This window comes from Paenibacillus sp. FSL R5-0527 (genome assembly GCF_038008055.1).
Classification (GTDB): Bacteria; Bacillota; Bacilli; order Paenibacillales; family Paenibacillaceae; genus Fontibacillus; species Fontibacillus macerans.
The window spans coordinates 6,492,324-6,506,505 of record NZ_JBBOYI010000001.1 but is presented as its reverse complement, the minus strand read 5'-3'; the positions used below and the strand labels follow the sequence as shown (position 1 = coordinate 6,506,505).

The window sequence follows — 14,182 nt, the reverse complement described above, 5'->3', positions numbered from 1 at the left end:
CGCCCTGCAGGCCAGTAGCTTGCGGGGCGTCTCCTTTTTTTTTCAGGGGCAGATACGGGTGGATTATTCCCCGGAAAGCAGGCGGTATCCGATACCCGGCTCCGTAACGATTAACTTCGGCTGGGTCGAATCTTCTTCCAGTTTCTTGCGCAAATGTCCGATATAGATTCTTAGGTAGTGACTTTCGGACTCATCATGATGGCTGCCCCATACTTCTTGAAGCAGCTGCCGCTGCGTTACGATCCTCCCGGCGTTCGAGGCGAGGACTTTCAGCAGGTCATATTCTGTTGGGGTCAATTTTACCCGCTCTCCATTCATTTCCACAATCCGTTGTGCCAAATCGATGGTTAGTCCACCAATCCGAAGCACAGGTTCGTTTGCCGATTTGGCGGCATGGCGCAGCGCCACGCGAATTCTGGCCACCAGTTCTCCCATGCTAAACGGTTTGGTAACATAATCGTCGGCACCGCTGTCCAAGGCCGCGATCTTGTCTTCTTCCCTGTCTTTAGCCGTTAGTACAATGATCGGCACGTTTGACCAGTCCCGTATGCGATTCAATACCTCCATACCGGAGATGTCCGGTAATCCGAGATCCAGCACGATCAGGTCCGGATGAATCAATGAGGCTTGCAGCACTCCTTCCTCCCCCGAGGTCGCTTCATAAGTTGAATATTGATGAGCCAGTAAAGTCACCGTCAGCAGCTTGCGAATTTGGGGTTCGTCATCGACAATTAGGATACGAGCTCCAAGCTTACTTATGGTCATCCTCCTCCATTTCTTCAAAATGCCCTTCGCGCGGCTTGCTTAGGGGAAGTGTAATTGTAATGACGGTGCCTTGCGGCTGATTCGGCTTGGCCGTAATGGTTCCATTGTGCAGCTCCACGATTCCCTTGCAAATGGCAAGTCCCAATCCCGTGCCCGTCACTTGCTTGGCGGCAGCTGAACGGTAAAATTTTTCGAAGATCCGGCCGTAATCGTCACCGGCAAGTCCGATTCCCGTATCGGAAACAAGGATAACAAGCTTGTCGTCCTCAGGCCTTACCGTTATGAAAATCTCGCTGTAATCCGGACTGTATTTGATCGCGTTGCTGACCACATTAACCAGCACTTGCTCGAGCAAAACTTCATCCCCCATTACCATAGGAACGGACGCCGGAAGGTTTACCCGCAACTTTCGATGCTGTTGAAAATCTTTGACCTGAGCCAAGGTGACGCCGATCAGATCTTCCACATCGCACCAATTTTTTCTAAGACGCAGCATGCCGCTTTCCAATTGCACCATGCTGAGCAGGTTTTTGACCAACCGATTCATACGGAGGGCACCGTCCCGAATGGTAAGCAGCAATTCCATGCGATCCTCCGACGAAAAAAGAGAATTGCCTTCAATAAGGCTGGTCGCCGAGCCGATAATAGCCGCTAACGGAGTACGCAACTCATGAGAAACAGAATCTAGAATCGCGGTGCGAAGCCGTTCCGATTCGGCCGTCAAATGAGCGATTTTGGCTTCCTCCGCCAGCTTCATGCGGGCGATGGCGGTGGCCGCCAAACCGCCCAGGGCGTCCAGCATCCGCTGTTGCTCGGTGGTGAGCCCGCTTTTCCGATCCTGCAGATTGAGCGCCAATACCCCATGCACGCGGTCCTCGGTTCTGAGCGGCAGGTAATGGGCTGGAGAGTCTCTTAAGGTACGGGTTCCATTGCCGACCGCTTCGCCATGATCAAACGCCAGCTTCGCCATCACTTTTTCCGTTTCGCCTTGTCCCCAATCGCTATGAACCGAAGAGCAGTGGGCTAGCACTAAAGTATTCCGTTGATCCGGCAAAAAAATCGCAATTTCCGTACCGATGGTTTGCGAAACTTGCCGGGAAACATTACTGAGCAGGGAGTGAATGTCCGCGATATCGCTCATTTGCCGGCTGAGCACGTAGAGCGCGGCGGTATGCTCCTCCCTTTGCTTGGCGTATAGCAACTGCCGTTTCAGCTTTACCGCCAGGCTGGCCGTTAACGCGGCTACCGCCAAAAAAACGCCGAACGAGATCAGATAGCGCAAGTCCGCGATCGTAAAACTCAGAATTGGAGAAACGAAAAAGAAATCAAAAGCCAGGACCCCCATCATTGCTGCATAAAGAGCAGGGCGCAGGCCCCAGACGACGGAACTCCAAAGCACGGGCAGCAGATAGAGAAGTGCTATATTGACCGAATCAAACGCTAGTCCGAACGGGTGCATGGCGGCGGTCATGAAGGCGATGAGCAAAGTGATGCTTGCATAAGGCTTCCATAGCATCCACATCGATTTCAACTTATCCATTAAACCACTCCTGTCCGTCTATGCTCCCGTTACTACTATAGTTCAGGGTAATGTAAAAAAGGAATAAAATAAACCGTTTATAGGCGTAAAAATTCCGTAAAAATCCACGAAATGCCATATAATCACGAGTATTTGCGAGGAAAATGAAGCTCTAATATTTTGAGAGCGCTAACTTCATCTTAAAGTTTCTTTTTTTTACGGATATGCCGGCTGCGTCGTTTTACAACCATTTAGCTAAGGAGTAAGATACGATCCATGAATTGAATGGCCATTCGATTCTAAATGGATATGCCGATCGACGAAACCAACGTGCCGAAGCTTGTGTGAGAGCAGAACGATCGGAACGGTTGGAGCGGAATCATCGGTCTTATAACGCTGAATCCTTGAAAGACACAAGGAACGGGGGAACCAACGGAAGCCGCAACCCGGCTTCATGGGGTGAATCACCCGGCACTTTCAAATGCCGGGCGTAGGGCGACTCTCACGCCCGAATCCGTCAGCTAACCTCGTAAGCGTGTGGAGAGGCAACATTTTTGTCGCGGACCGGTCGGGACGACTGCAAGAAGCCGCGGAAAAGGTTCCTCTTTTCCAAGGCTTCTTTTTTGCTGCCTTCTTCCTTGATCCGGGGGAACAGTTTATGGAGAAAAGCGACCGATTAACCGTTGGAGGAGTGTCGTGATGCTGGATATTTGGATGGTACTAACGTTGACCGTCGCCTTCGCGCTTATAGTTGGATTTGTCATTTGGTGCGGTAAAACGGTGGAGGATACGGGGGGCGAACAAGAATGACCATTGTGTTGATTTTTACGCTTGGATTGCTGATCTATCTAATCTATGCGTTGCTTCATCCGGAAAGGTTTTAACGAGTTTTGATTATGGTGCAAGTTCAAAAAGTCGAGTTTTGTTTATAGTGCAAGTTCAAAAAGTCAGGTTTTTAGGACCGAGAAGGTTGGATGAAGCTAGGGACGTAAGGAGCGGAGCGTACGTTTTGGGTACGTGAGCAACGGAAGGCCCGGCTGAATTCAAGATTCGATGTCGAGTCCTCTTCTTTGAACGGCTTCGTCATGGAAAGATGACTATTTGAACAACCTCTAATAGTGGGAGGAACGGTCATGGATATATTGCAAATCGCAATCGTAATCGGTGTTTTGATGCTGATCGCCAAGCCGCTCGGTAATTATTTGTATCACGTTTTCTCTAACGAACCCAACCGCACGGATAAAATATTCGGGTGGGCCGAGAAACCCATTTATGCGGTCATCGGGCTGAAGCATCGCGCGGGCATGAGCTGGAAGCGGTACGCGATCAGCTTTATCGCAACCAACCTTATGCTCGTCGCGGTAAGTTATTTGCTGCTGCGGGTGCAGAGCGGCTTGCCGTTGAATCCGAACGGTATCGGCAATATGGAGCCGACGCTGGTGATGAACACGGCAATCAGCTTTATTACGAATACAAATCTGCAGCATTACAGCGGCGAGACGGGGCTTTCGTACTTCTCGCAAATGGCCGTGATCATGATGATGATGTTTACGTCGGCGGCTACGGGCCTTTCGGTCGCGGTCGCGTTTGTCCGGGGCGTTACGAGCAAGGGAAAAAGCTTGGGCAACTTCTTTGAGGATTTCGTCAAGGCGCATACGCGGATTTTCTTTCCGCTGGCGTTGATCGTCACGCTCGTGCTGGTCGCGCTGCAGGTGCCGCAGACGCTTGGGTCTACGCTCTCGGTAACGACCTTGCAAGGGGCGACGCAGCAGATTGCGATCGGGCCTGTCGCTTCGCTGGAGTCGATCAAGCATCTGGGCACCAACGGCGGCGGCTTTTTCGGCGCCAACTCGGCGCATCCGTTTGAGAATCCGAGCCCGCTGACCAATGTGATCGAGATCCTGTCGATGTGGTCATTGTCCGCGGCGCTGCCCTTTATGTACGGCAGATTCGCGAAGAGCCGCAAGCAGGGTTGGGTTATATTTTCAGCGATGATGGTCTTGTTCCTTGTGTTCCTTACCGTTGCCTACACCGCCGAGAAGAGCGGCAATCCGGTGCTGAACGTACTTGGCATCGATGCTTCGCAGGGCAGCATGGAGGGGAAAGAGGTGCGCTTCGGCATCGCGCAATCCGCGCTGTTCACTACCGTGACGACGGCGGCGACGACCGGCACGGTCAACAATATGCACGATACGCTGACCCCGCTCGGCGGTCTGGTACCGCTGGCGGAGATGATGCTGAACGTCGTATTCGGCGGAAAAGGCGTCGGGCTGATCAATATGCTGATGTACGCCATACTCGCTGTGTTTATCTGCGGACTGATGGTCGGCCGTACGCCGGAGTTCCTTGGCCGCAAGATCGAGCCGCGCGAGATGAAGCTGATCGCGATTGCGATTCTGGCGCACCCGTTCATAATCCTGGCGCCGACGGCGATCGCCTTCTTGACCGATCTAGGCAAGGGAGCGATTTCGAATCCCGGCTTCCACGGCATCACGCAGGTGCTGTACGAATATACGTCGGCAGCCGCCAACAACGGTTCCGGCTTCGAGGGGCTGGCGGACAATACGCCGTTTTGGAACATGACGACCGGCCTGGTGATGTTTTTCGGACGGTATATATCGATGATTGCGATGCTCGCCGTCGCCGGATCGTTGACGCGCAAGCAATGGGTGCCGGAGACAATCGGCACGTTCCGTACGGACAATGCGCTGTTCAGCTTCCTGCTGATCGGCACCGTCATTTTGATCGGCGCGTTGACTTTCCTGCCGGTGATTGTTCTGGGGCCGGTCGCTGAGCATCTAACGATTCGTTAAGTAAGGAATGGGGTGAAGTTGCCATGAACGATAAACGTAAAAAAAGCATGTTCTCCGGTCCGCTTGTCGCACAAGCTTTGAAGGCCAGCGTCATCAAGCTGAATCCGGCCGTTATGATGAAAAATCCGGTGATGTTCGTCGTTGAGGTTGGCACGGTCATCGTACTGCTGATGACGGTGTTTCCCGGTTACTTCGACGCGGAGGGCCGCATCGGCTTTAATCTCACCGTGTTTGTGATCTTGTTGTTTACGGTATTGTTCGCCAATTTCGCCGAAGCCTTGGCGGAGGGCAGGGGCAAGGCGCAAGCCGATACGTTGAAGCGAACGAAGAAAGAGATTACCGCGAACAAAGTGGTTGGCAATGGCGTTAAAACGGTGCCTTCGACGGAGCTGCGTAAGGGGGATATCGTCGTCGTTTCCCAAGGGGAGATGATTCCCGGCGACGGCGAAGTGATCGAAGGGCTCGCCTCCGTCGACGAGTCGGCGATTACCGGCGAATCGGCGCCGGTGATCAAGGAAGCGGGCGGCGATTTCAATTCGGTCACCGGCGGAACGCGCGTGATCAGCGACCGGATTAAGGTGAGAATTACCAGCGATCCCGGCGAGACGTTCATCGACCGGATGATCGCGCTTGTCGAAGGCGCGAAACGGCAGAAGACGCCGAATGAAATCGCCCTAAATACGCTGTTGATCAGCCTGACGCTTATTTTTCTGATCGTCGTCGTGACGCTTGGGCCGATCGCTTCTTATGCGGATATTAACTTGGAGATTCCGGTACTGATCGCCTTGCTTGTTTGTTTGATCCCGACGACGATCGGGGGCCTGCTGTCGGCCATCGGCATTGCTGGCATGGACCGGGTGACGCAGTTCAATGTGCTGGCGATGTCCGGTAAAGCGGTTGAGGCTGCGGGCGATATCAACACGATGATTCTCGACAAAACCGGAACGATTACCTTCGGGAACCGGATGGCCAGCGAGATCATACCGGTTGGAGGCGCGGGCATCGATGAGGCGGCTGCCTGGGCGGCGGTATCTTCCGTGCAGGACGAAACCCCGGAAGGCCGCTCGGTGCTGGAATGGATGAAGAAAAACGGGAAGTCCTATGACGCCTTGCTCGGCGAGGGTGGCAGCTTTGTTGAATTCAAGGCGGAAACGCGGATGAGCGGCGTCGATCTGAAAGACGGCCGCCAAGTGCGCAAAGGGGCGGTTGACGCCATTCGCAAATGGGTGGCTTCCCAAGGCGGATTGATTCCGGAGGAGTTGGAGAGACAGGCCCATCGCATCGCCTCGGAGGGCGGAACGCCGTTGGCTGTGGCGGTCGACAAACAAGTATTCGGCGTCATTTATTTGAAGGACACGGTGAAGCCCGGCATGCGGGAACGGTTCGATCAGCTGCGGGCGATGGGCATCAAGACGATCATGTGCACCGGCGACAATCCGCTGACGGCAGCGACCATCGCCCGGGAGGCGGGCGTCGACGATTTTATCGCCGAGAGCAAGCCGGAGGATAAAATCGCCGTGATCCGCCGCGAGCAGGCCGAAGGCAAGCTGGTCGCAATGACCGGCGACGGCACGAACGATGCGCCGGCATTGGCGCAAGCGGATGTCGGGCTGGCGATGAACAGCGGCACAACCGCGGCTAAGGAAGCGGCCAATATGGTCGATCTCGATTCCGACCCGTCAAAGATTATCGAGGTGGTGGCGATCGGCAAGCAGCTGCTCATGACGCGCGGCGCTTTAACCACGTTCAGCATCGCCAACGACATCGCCAAATATTTTGCGATCATTCCGGCGATGTTCATGCTGGCCATTCCGGAAATGGCCGCCTTGAACATCATGAAGCTTGGCTCGCCGCTTTCGGCGGTGTTATCGGCTTTAATCTTTAATGCCGTTATCATCCCGCTGCTGGTTCCGCTGGCGATGAAGGGCGTCGCTTACCGGCCGATGAGCGCCTCGCGCCTGCTTAGCCGCAACTTGCTCGTCTATGGCTTAGGCGGTGTTATTGCCCCGTTCATCGGCATCAAGTTGATTGATTTGCTCGTTCATTTGTGGATTTGAGATGGCTTTTTGAACAACATCTTGAAAGTAGAAAGAAGGAACCGGCTATGAATAATATTGCGCAAGAGGGGCGGGACGGGCGCTCCGGGGGAGCGGTTTTCTGGATTGCCCTGCGCGCCAGTCTATTGTTCATTATCCTTTGCGGTATCGTGTACCCGCTTGTCAGCACAGGCCTCGCGCAACTGCTGTTCCCACATCAGGCGAATGGCAGTTTATTAAAAGATAAGGACGGCAACGTGGTCGGCTCCGAATTGATCGGACAGTCGTTCACCGACCCAAGCTATTTCCAGGGGCGCGTATCGAGCATTGATTACAAGGCGGAGGCGTCCGGTTCCAACAACTACGCGCCTTCCAATCCGGATATGCTTGCGCGGACGCAAGCGTCAATCGAGCAGTGGCGCCGGGACAACCCGGATGTACCGATCGATCAATTGCCGATTGCCCTTATCACCAACTCGGGTTCGGGACTTGATCCGCACATTACGCCGCAATCAGCGCTGGTGCAGGTGCCGCGAATCAGCAAGCTAACGGGCATTTCCGCGGCTGAACTAGAAACGCTGGTAGACAAATATACGGAGAATCGCGACCTGGGAGTATTCGGTGATAGCCGGGTCAACGTGCTTAAACTTAATTTGGCTTTGAAAGAAATGCTGGAGAAATAACGATACCACAGAGGATTAATTGATGGCGGAGCGGTCGTTGATCCCAGCTTGGGAGGTGGCCAATGAGTGAGCGGGTTTAGGCGAAAATCGCCGGAAGAAATTTTACGATCAATTTCGCAGCTGCGGAAGGGACGGCTCAAAATCATAATCGGTCCGGTTAGCGGTTCGGGCAAAACGTATCATATGCTGAACGAAGGCAAGCTGTTAAAACAGCAGGGGCTCGATGTGGTTATTTGCGCGATATCGACCATGCAGCGATCGGAAACCGTGCAACAGACGATGGAACTGGAGCGTGTGCCGAGCATCCACTGGCGTAAGGACGGCAAGGAGTTCAAGGATTTGCCGCTTGAAGCGATCCTGGCCCGCAATCCGGAAGTGCTGCTGGTTGACGGCCTCGCTCATCGCAATCGCAAGGAAGCGAAGTTTAAGACGCGCCTGGAAGACATTCGCTACTTGATGGAGCGCGGGATCAGCATTATTACGACGATTAACGTATATGAGCTGGATGGAGTGGACGAGATTGTTTATAAGCGGACGGGAATTCGGGCGGAAGGAACGGTGCCTGCGGATACGCTGGAACTGGCTGATGAAGTGCGGCTTATCGATGTTTCGCCGGAGACGATGTTGAAGCGGATTGACGAGGGGGTGCTTGGCGATCAAACGCTTCCGGCGCTGGCCCGGCGCGGCAATCTCGGCATCTTGCGGGAAATTTCGCTGCGGCTGATGGCGGAAGGGGTTAACGATTCGCTTGAGAAGCATCGCCAGGAGCTCGGGTTGGTTGGTCCGTCGGGGGCGGCGGAGCGGATCCTTGTTTCGGCGCAATACCACTGGAACGGATCGCTTTATGTGCGCAGAGGGCAGCAAATCGCCAAACGCTTGAATGGCGACTTGCTTGTAGTTACGTTTGTTTTGTCCGGACGGAAATTATCGAAGGATCAGCAAATGTTCAAGCGTTCGATCCGGAAGCTGGCGGAGAAGATAGACGCCGGATGCGAAGAGCTTCCCCTGCCGCATCTGCGCAAGCTTCCATCCATGCTCGTACGCTATGCCATCCAAAATAACGTCACGCGAATTGTGATGGGGCATTCCCAGAAAAGCCGCCGGCAGGAGCGCTGGCAAGGTTCCATCGCAGGCAGGGTGCTGAGAGAGATGCGGAATGTGGACGTGTTTTTAATGGCGGATCGCGCTAAGCATGAGGGAGAGCGGATACTGCCGATCAAAGCGAAATCAAGCGGCGGGGCTGAGCCGTTCCGCAGACTTAGCTCCAAAGAGATAGAGAGGAAAATTGAAACGATCCGCCGCGGCACGTTTAAAATATATCTCGGTGCTGCTCCAGGTGCGGGCAAGACCTATAAAATGCTGCAAGAAGGCAACAGTTTGCAATGCAAAGGAATCGACGTTGTCATCGGCTTATTGGAGACGCACGGCCGAAAAGAAACAGCGGAACAGATAGGTGAATTGCCGCTTATGCCAAGGGCGAAAATCGCCTATCGGTCGGCGCAATTGGAGGAGATGGACACGGAAGCCGTGATCGCCCGCCATCCCGAAGTCGTGCTGGTCGATGAACTGGCGCATACGAACGTACCGGGCAGCCGCAACAAGAAAAGATACGAGGATGTCATCCGTATATTGGAAAGTGGTATTTCCGTTATTTCTACGCTTAACGTGCAGCATCTGGAAAGCCTGAACGACGCGGTGGAGCAGTTGACCGGCGTCCGCGTGCGGGAGACGGTGCCGGACGCGATACTGAAAATGGCGGATGAGGTCGAACTGATCGATGTGACGCCGCAAATGCTGCAACAACGCATGCGGGACGGGAAAATCTATGCTTTCGAAAAAGTGGATCTGGCGCTGGGGGCGTTTTTTAAAATCGGCAATTTGATTGCCTTGCGTGAACTGGCGCTCCGGGAAATCGCCGACGATGTAGACGAACGTTTAGAATCATGGGATCGCAACACCTCGCAGCGCGGACCGGGGCATAGGCAGGAGGTCATCTTCGTCTGTGTAGACACTGGTCCAAGAGCTGAACGATTAATTCGCCGCGGCTTCCGCATCGCCCATCGGCTCAAGGCGGAATGGTACGTCCATCATGTACATCGTGGCGCGGCCATATCCGATGCCGATGGCCGGAGGTTGGAGACGCTGCGCCATTTATGCGAACGGCTTGGCGGAAGGATGGAGGTGTCCGCGTTTGGGAGGCATAGAAATATCGGTGAAGCGTTGTTGCAACGAATGGTTGAAGTGCGCGCCACCCAACTGATCATCGGGCAATCCCGCAGGCCCCTATGGTATTCGCTGGTTAAGGAAACGGTTGTTCATTTCATGCTTCGCCGTGCCCGCTGGATCGATATGTTGATCGTGGCTGATTTTGAGCGGGCGGTTTCCGAGGAAGGGCTTCAATAACGAGTAGCTGATAAACAGCAGGCGATTACGGCTGCCAAACAAAAGGCGGACGGAGTCGCCTGTTGCCTTATAGCGCACAGAATTTGCAGCGCTTACATTTTTGCGGATTGAAGTTGCAAAAAGATGTACTAAACTTTTTTAATGCAAAAAACTATAATCAAAATACGAAAGGGGTTACATTTCATGAAGGAACGTACACAACGAATATTTGCGAGATTTTTAAGAGTAAATACACCTTTGACTTTTGAGGACTTGAGCAAAGAATTCCGGATTAGTGAACGTACTTTACGAAACGAACTGGCGCTGATTAATGAATTTTTGGCTGAACATCATTATCCAATGGTTACTACTGCCAGAGGTAAAGGGATGAAACTGGTCCTGCCTGCGCAGGAATCCGAAAAGTTATTGGCGCAAGTCGGCGGCAACAGGGAAAAAGATTATTACCGGCCGGATGAACGTTTCCTTGCCTTGCTTTTGGATATTGCGGATACCGCAAAAACTACACTTTTATATGAAATGGAAGAGAAGTTGCAGGTATCCAAAAGCACGTTGGATGAGGATATGCGCAAACTTCGTCAATATTTAAAACGATATGCCATTTCAGTAGTGAGTTTGCCGAAGCAAGGTATAGTATTGCAAGGGGATGAGCGGTCCGTACGATCTATGCTGTACGATGTGATTAATCGTATGACGGATATTGACCAACTGATGCGGTATAAAGAGACAGACGCCGTAAATAAATTTGTATTGGATTATTTGGACAAAAGGGTATTGCGGATTCTTGGGGAGCATTATGATGAAGTGTTGAAAAAGTCCAGAGTGGAGATTAATCATCTGTACCGTAACCAGATCATTTTATTTTTAGGGATATGGGTAAGACGTGTGCGGGAAGGAAGTACCGTTAGTGAATTAACAAAAGCAAGAGCGGAAATCGAAGCAGGTCCGGTAAGAAATTTCGTAGATGCGATTTGTACGGATTTTCCATTAAATCCATCGTTAAATGAAATTAAATATATTACATTCACGATCGAATCGTTTAATCCCAAAGATATGAATAGTTCATTGGATTGGGTTGCAGCACAATTGTTAACGATCCAATTAATAGAGCATGTGGAGAAAGTAACGGGCATTCCTTTTTCTCAGGAAGAAGAAGATTTGTATGAAGGGTTGTATAAGCACATCACAGGCTTGTTAAGCCGGGCAAAAAATGATTTACAGGTCGTTAATCCATTAAAAGACACGATTAAAGAGTCTTACGCGGTCATTTATAATGCAGTAGCTTGCTTTAGCAAGCGCATAGAGGATTATACCAAGAAAACATTATCGGAAGACGAGATCGGCTTTTTGACGGTATACTTTTCCACTTCGGCAAGCCGGATGAACCAGGAAGAACAATATGTTTATCAGGCGGTCGTCATTTGCAATCATGGAATTTCAACCGGAAAGTTGTTGGCCGCGAATTTAAAAAAGCAATTCAATATCGAGATTGTAGCGGTTTTGAGTTCGTATGAAATAGCTTTTATTGACAAGTTGGATGTAGATTTGATCTTTACTTCGATTCCGATTGAGTATCCCAAAAAACCGGTTTTGCTGCTGAACCCGATTTTAAGGGAAAGTGACAAAAAAGAAGTGAAAGCGTTTTTATTTGAATATAAGGATAAAAAAAGAACATTTTCCAACAAACTGGATGCAACGAAGCTGATGCAGGATGTTCTGGAGTTGATTGTAGACAGCGGCGGCACGATAACTCCTGAAAGCTATCAGAAAGTAGAAGAAACATTTAAACAACATTATTTGAAAATTAATACAAGGGAGATACAACCAATGCTGCAGGATGTTTTGAAGGATTCCAACATCTTATTAAATCAAGAAGGCAAAGACTGGAAGGAGGTGATTACGAAGGTTGCATTGCCTCTAGTTAAAGAGGAGGTCATCGAAGAGCGATATATAACCGCCATGATCAAGTCTATTGAAGAATTCGGGCCCTATATCGTGGTAGGGAAGCACTTAGCGTTAGCCCACGCGCGGCCGGAAGACGGGGTGAATAAATTAGGCATCAGCGTCATGACGTTAAAGGAACCGGTGAATTTCGGCCATCCGGATAATGACCCTGTGAAAATCGTTTTTTGCTTAGCCGCAGTGAATTCTCATTCGCATATAAAAGTGATGAAAAGTTTGGTTGAGTTGATTGACGATACAGAAAAATTAGATAAGTTATTTGCCGCAAAAGATGTGAAGACATTTAATCAGGCGCTGCATGGGGATACCCCAATTCAGGATATACAGCAGCTTAAATGATTTGAAAAAAAGGGGAGAGCGGAATGCAAAAAGTAAATATTTTGTTTGTCTGTGGAGCAGGCTTGGGAAGCAGTTTTGCTTGTCAAATGGCGGCTGAGGACGTTTTAAAAAAGTTGGGTGTTGACGCCAAGCTGGATCATAGCGATATCTCGTCCGCCGTATCGATGAAACCGGATATTATCATGACCGCGCAAAACTTCCAAACTCAATTTGAGAAATTCTCCATTGATCCTAAACAGACGACAATTATTTATTTGAAAAATATTGTATCCAAACAGGAAATTGAAGAAAAAATCACCCCGGTATTACAGGAAAAGGGTGCTTTAGCTTAATCCATTCCAATAAGAAGGAGGGGGAATATGGGAGTAGTCAACTTTATTATCCAGAATATTTTGACACAAGCATCCATCACCGTGGCGTTGATTGCCATGTTAGGGTTGATTTTGCAAAAGAAGTCGGTAGGACAAGTGATTTCAGGTTCGTTAAAGACGTTGTTAGGGTTTATGGTACTGTCAGCGGGTTCCAGCATTATCGTCGTAAGCTTAACCTATTTTGGCAAGATTTTTACCAAAGGCTTCCACATGCAAGGGATAATTCCTTCGATTGAAGCGATTAACGGTCAAGCGATGAATGAATTAGGCCTAGGCCGGGATATCGCATTAACTTTTTTGGCGATCTTTGTATTTAACATTTTAATTGCCCGGTTTACGAAATGGAAATATATCTTTTTAACCGGCCAGGCGATTCTTTGGATGTCGACGATGACAACGGTGTTTGGTTACTTTGCAGGTTTGCGTGGCGCCGTATTGATATTGGTCGGCGGCTTCATTGGGGGCGTCTTTGCCGTAGCTATGCCGGCGATCGCACAACCGTTTGTTCGCAAAATTACCGGGATGGATGAAATTGCTCTGGGGCATTTTTGTACGATTGGTTATGTACTGGAAGCCGGTGTAGCGAAACTATTCGGTGAAAAAGGCGAAAACAAAAAATCGGTTGAAGATTTGAAATTACCTGCGCAATTCGAGTTTTTGCAAGACACGTATCTGTCATTGATGGTAGTGATGGTTCCTCTTTATATCATTACGGCAGCGTTTGCGGGTCAAGAATTTGGTTCTACTTTATCGGGAAGTACCAACTATCTCATGTTTGCGTTCTTACAGTCCATTCAGTTCGTAGTAGGGGTGTATGTCTTATTAGCCGGGGTTCGCTTATTGCTGGGTGAAATTGTTCCGGCATTTAGAGGGATCGCCATGCGCCTGGTTTCCAATGCGGTGCCTGCGCTGGATTGCCCGGTATTGTTTCCATACAGCCCTAATGCAGTCATTGTAGGGTTCATTACAACTACGATAGGTTCAATTATTGCCATGTTCGTATTGCCTGTCTTTGGTTGGGCTATGATCTTGCCGGGTATACTAACGAACTTCTTCGCGGGCGGTACCGCCGGGATCTTCGGCAACTTAAGCGGCGGACGCCGCGGGGCGATTATTGGCGGTATTGTCCATGGTTTCTTCATTACGCTGCTGCCGGCGCTGTTGGTTACCATTTTCAATAATATGGGCTTTGTCAATGCAACGGCGACAGATGTGGATACCGTAGCGGCTGCTTTACTATATGCCTGGATTATTGGTCCGATTCTAAAAGCATTCTAGGATTCGAGCAAGAGAT

The 14,182-nt window shown here is 50.7% G+C and carries 10 protein-coding genes and 1 riboswitch; of the genes, 8 read left to right on the top strand and 2 right to left on the bottom strand.

What is annotated here, in order from left to right:
• Positions 1-63: 63 nt before the first annotated feature.
• The gene (locus tag NYE69_RS29265) at positions 64-765 is read right to left on the bottom strand and encodes a response regulator (protein WP_340929498.1); all 702 of its coding nucleotides are present in this window, start codon (positions 763-765) and stop codon (positions 64-66) included.
• Entirely contained in the window at positions 752-2,305 is a 1,554-nt protein-coding gene (locus tag NYE69_RS29260; RefSeq protein ID WP_340929496.1) for an ATP-binding protein, read from the bottom strand. Before NYE69_RS29260 ends, NYE69_RS29265 begins: the two co-directional genes overlap by 14 nt.
• 363 nt (positions 2,306-2,668) lie before the next feature.
• Positions 2,669-2,834: riboswitch (cyclic di-AMP (ydaO/yuaA leader) on the top strand.
• Between the two features lie 256 nt (positions 2,835-3,090).
• Here NYE69_RS29260 and kdpF point away from each other — a divergent pair.
• The 8 genes from kdpF (at position 3,091) to NYE69_RS29225 (ending at position 14,166) form a co-directional block, all read left to right on the top strand.
• A complete protein-coding gene (gene kdpF / locus NYE69_RS33845) occupies positions 3,091-3,168 on the top strand; it encodes a K(+)-transporting ATPase subunit F (RefSeq protein ID WP_445744851.1) in 78 nt (25 codons plus the stop codon).
• Between the two features lie 249 nt (positions 3,169-3,417).
• Positions 3,418-5,097, top strand: a complete 1,680-nt coding sequence (gene kdpA / locus NYE69_RS29255; RefSeq protein ID WP_340929494.1) for a potassium-transporting ATPase subunit KdpA — start codon at positions 3,418-3,420, stop codon at positions 5,095-5,097.
• Positions 5,098-5,120: 23 nt separating this feature from the next.
• Entirely contained in the window at positions 5,121-7,154 is a 2,034-nt protein-coding gene (gene kdpB / locus NYE69_RS29250; RefSeq protein ID WP_340929493.1) for a potassium-transporting ATPase subunit KdpB, read from the top strand.
• Positions 7,155-7,201: 47 nt separating this feature from the next.
• Positions 7,202-7,816: a potassium-transporting ATPase subunit KdpC gene (kdpC, locus tag NYE69_RS29245; RefSeq protein ID WP_340929492.1), complete on the top strand. Its 615-nt coding sequence runs from the start codon at positions 7,202-7,204 to the stop codon at positions 7,814-7,816.
• Between the two features lie 66 nt (positions 7,817-7,882).
• Complete coding sequence (locus NYE69_RS29240) at positions 7,883-10,219, top strand: histidine kinase (RefSeq protein WP_340929490.1); 2,337 nt, start codon at positions 7,883-7,885, stop codon at positions 10,217-10,219.
• A gap of 183 nt (positions 10,220-10,402) precedes the next feature.
• Complete coding sequence (locus tag NYE69_RS29235; RefSeq protein ID WP_340929487.1) at positions 10,403-12,517, top strand: BglG family transcription antiterminator; 2,115 nt, start codon at positions 10,403-10,405, stop codon at positions 12,515-12,517.
• A 23-nt stretch (positions 12,518-12,540) separates the two neighbouring features.
• Positions 12,541-12,849, top strand: a complete 309-nt coding sequence (locus tag NYE69_RS29230; protein ID WP_340929486.1) for a PTS sugar transporter subunit IIB — start codon at positions 12,541-12,543, stop codon at positions 12,847-12,849.
• Between the two features lie 27 nt (positions 12,850-12,876).
• Positions 12,877-14,166 (top strand): PTS sugar transporter subunit IIC, encoded by a 1,290-nt coding sequence (locus NYE69_RS29225; RefSeq protein WP_340929484.1) that lies wholly within the window; start codon positions 12,877-12,879, stop codon positions 14,164-14,166.
• Positions 14,167-14,182 lie beyond the last annotated feature (16 nt).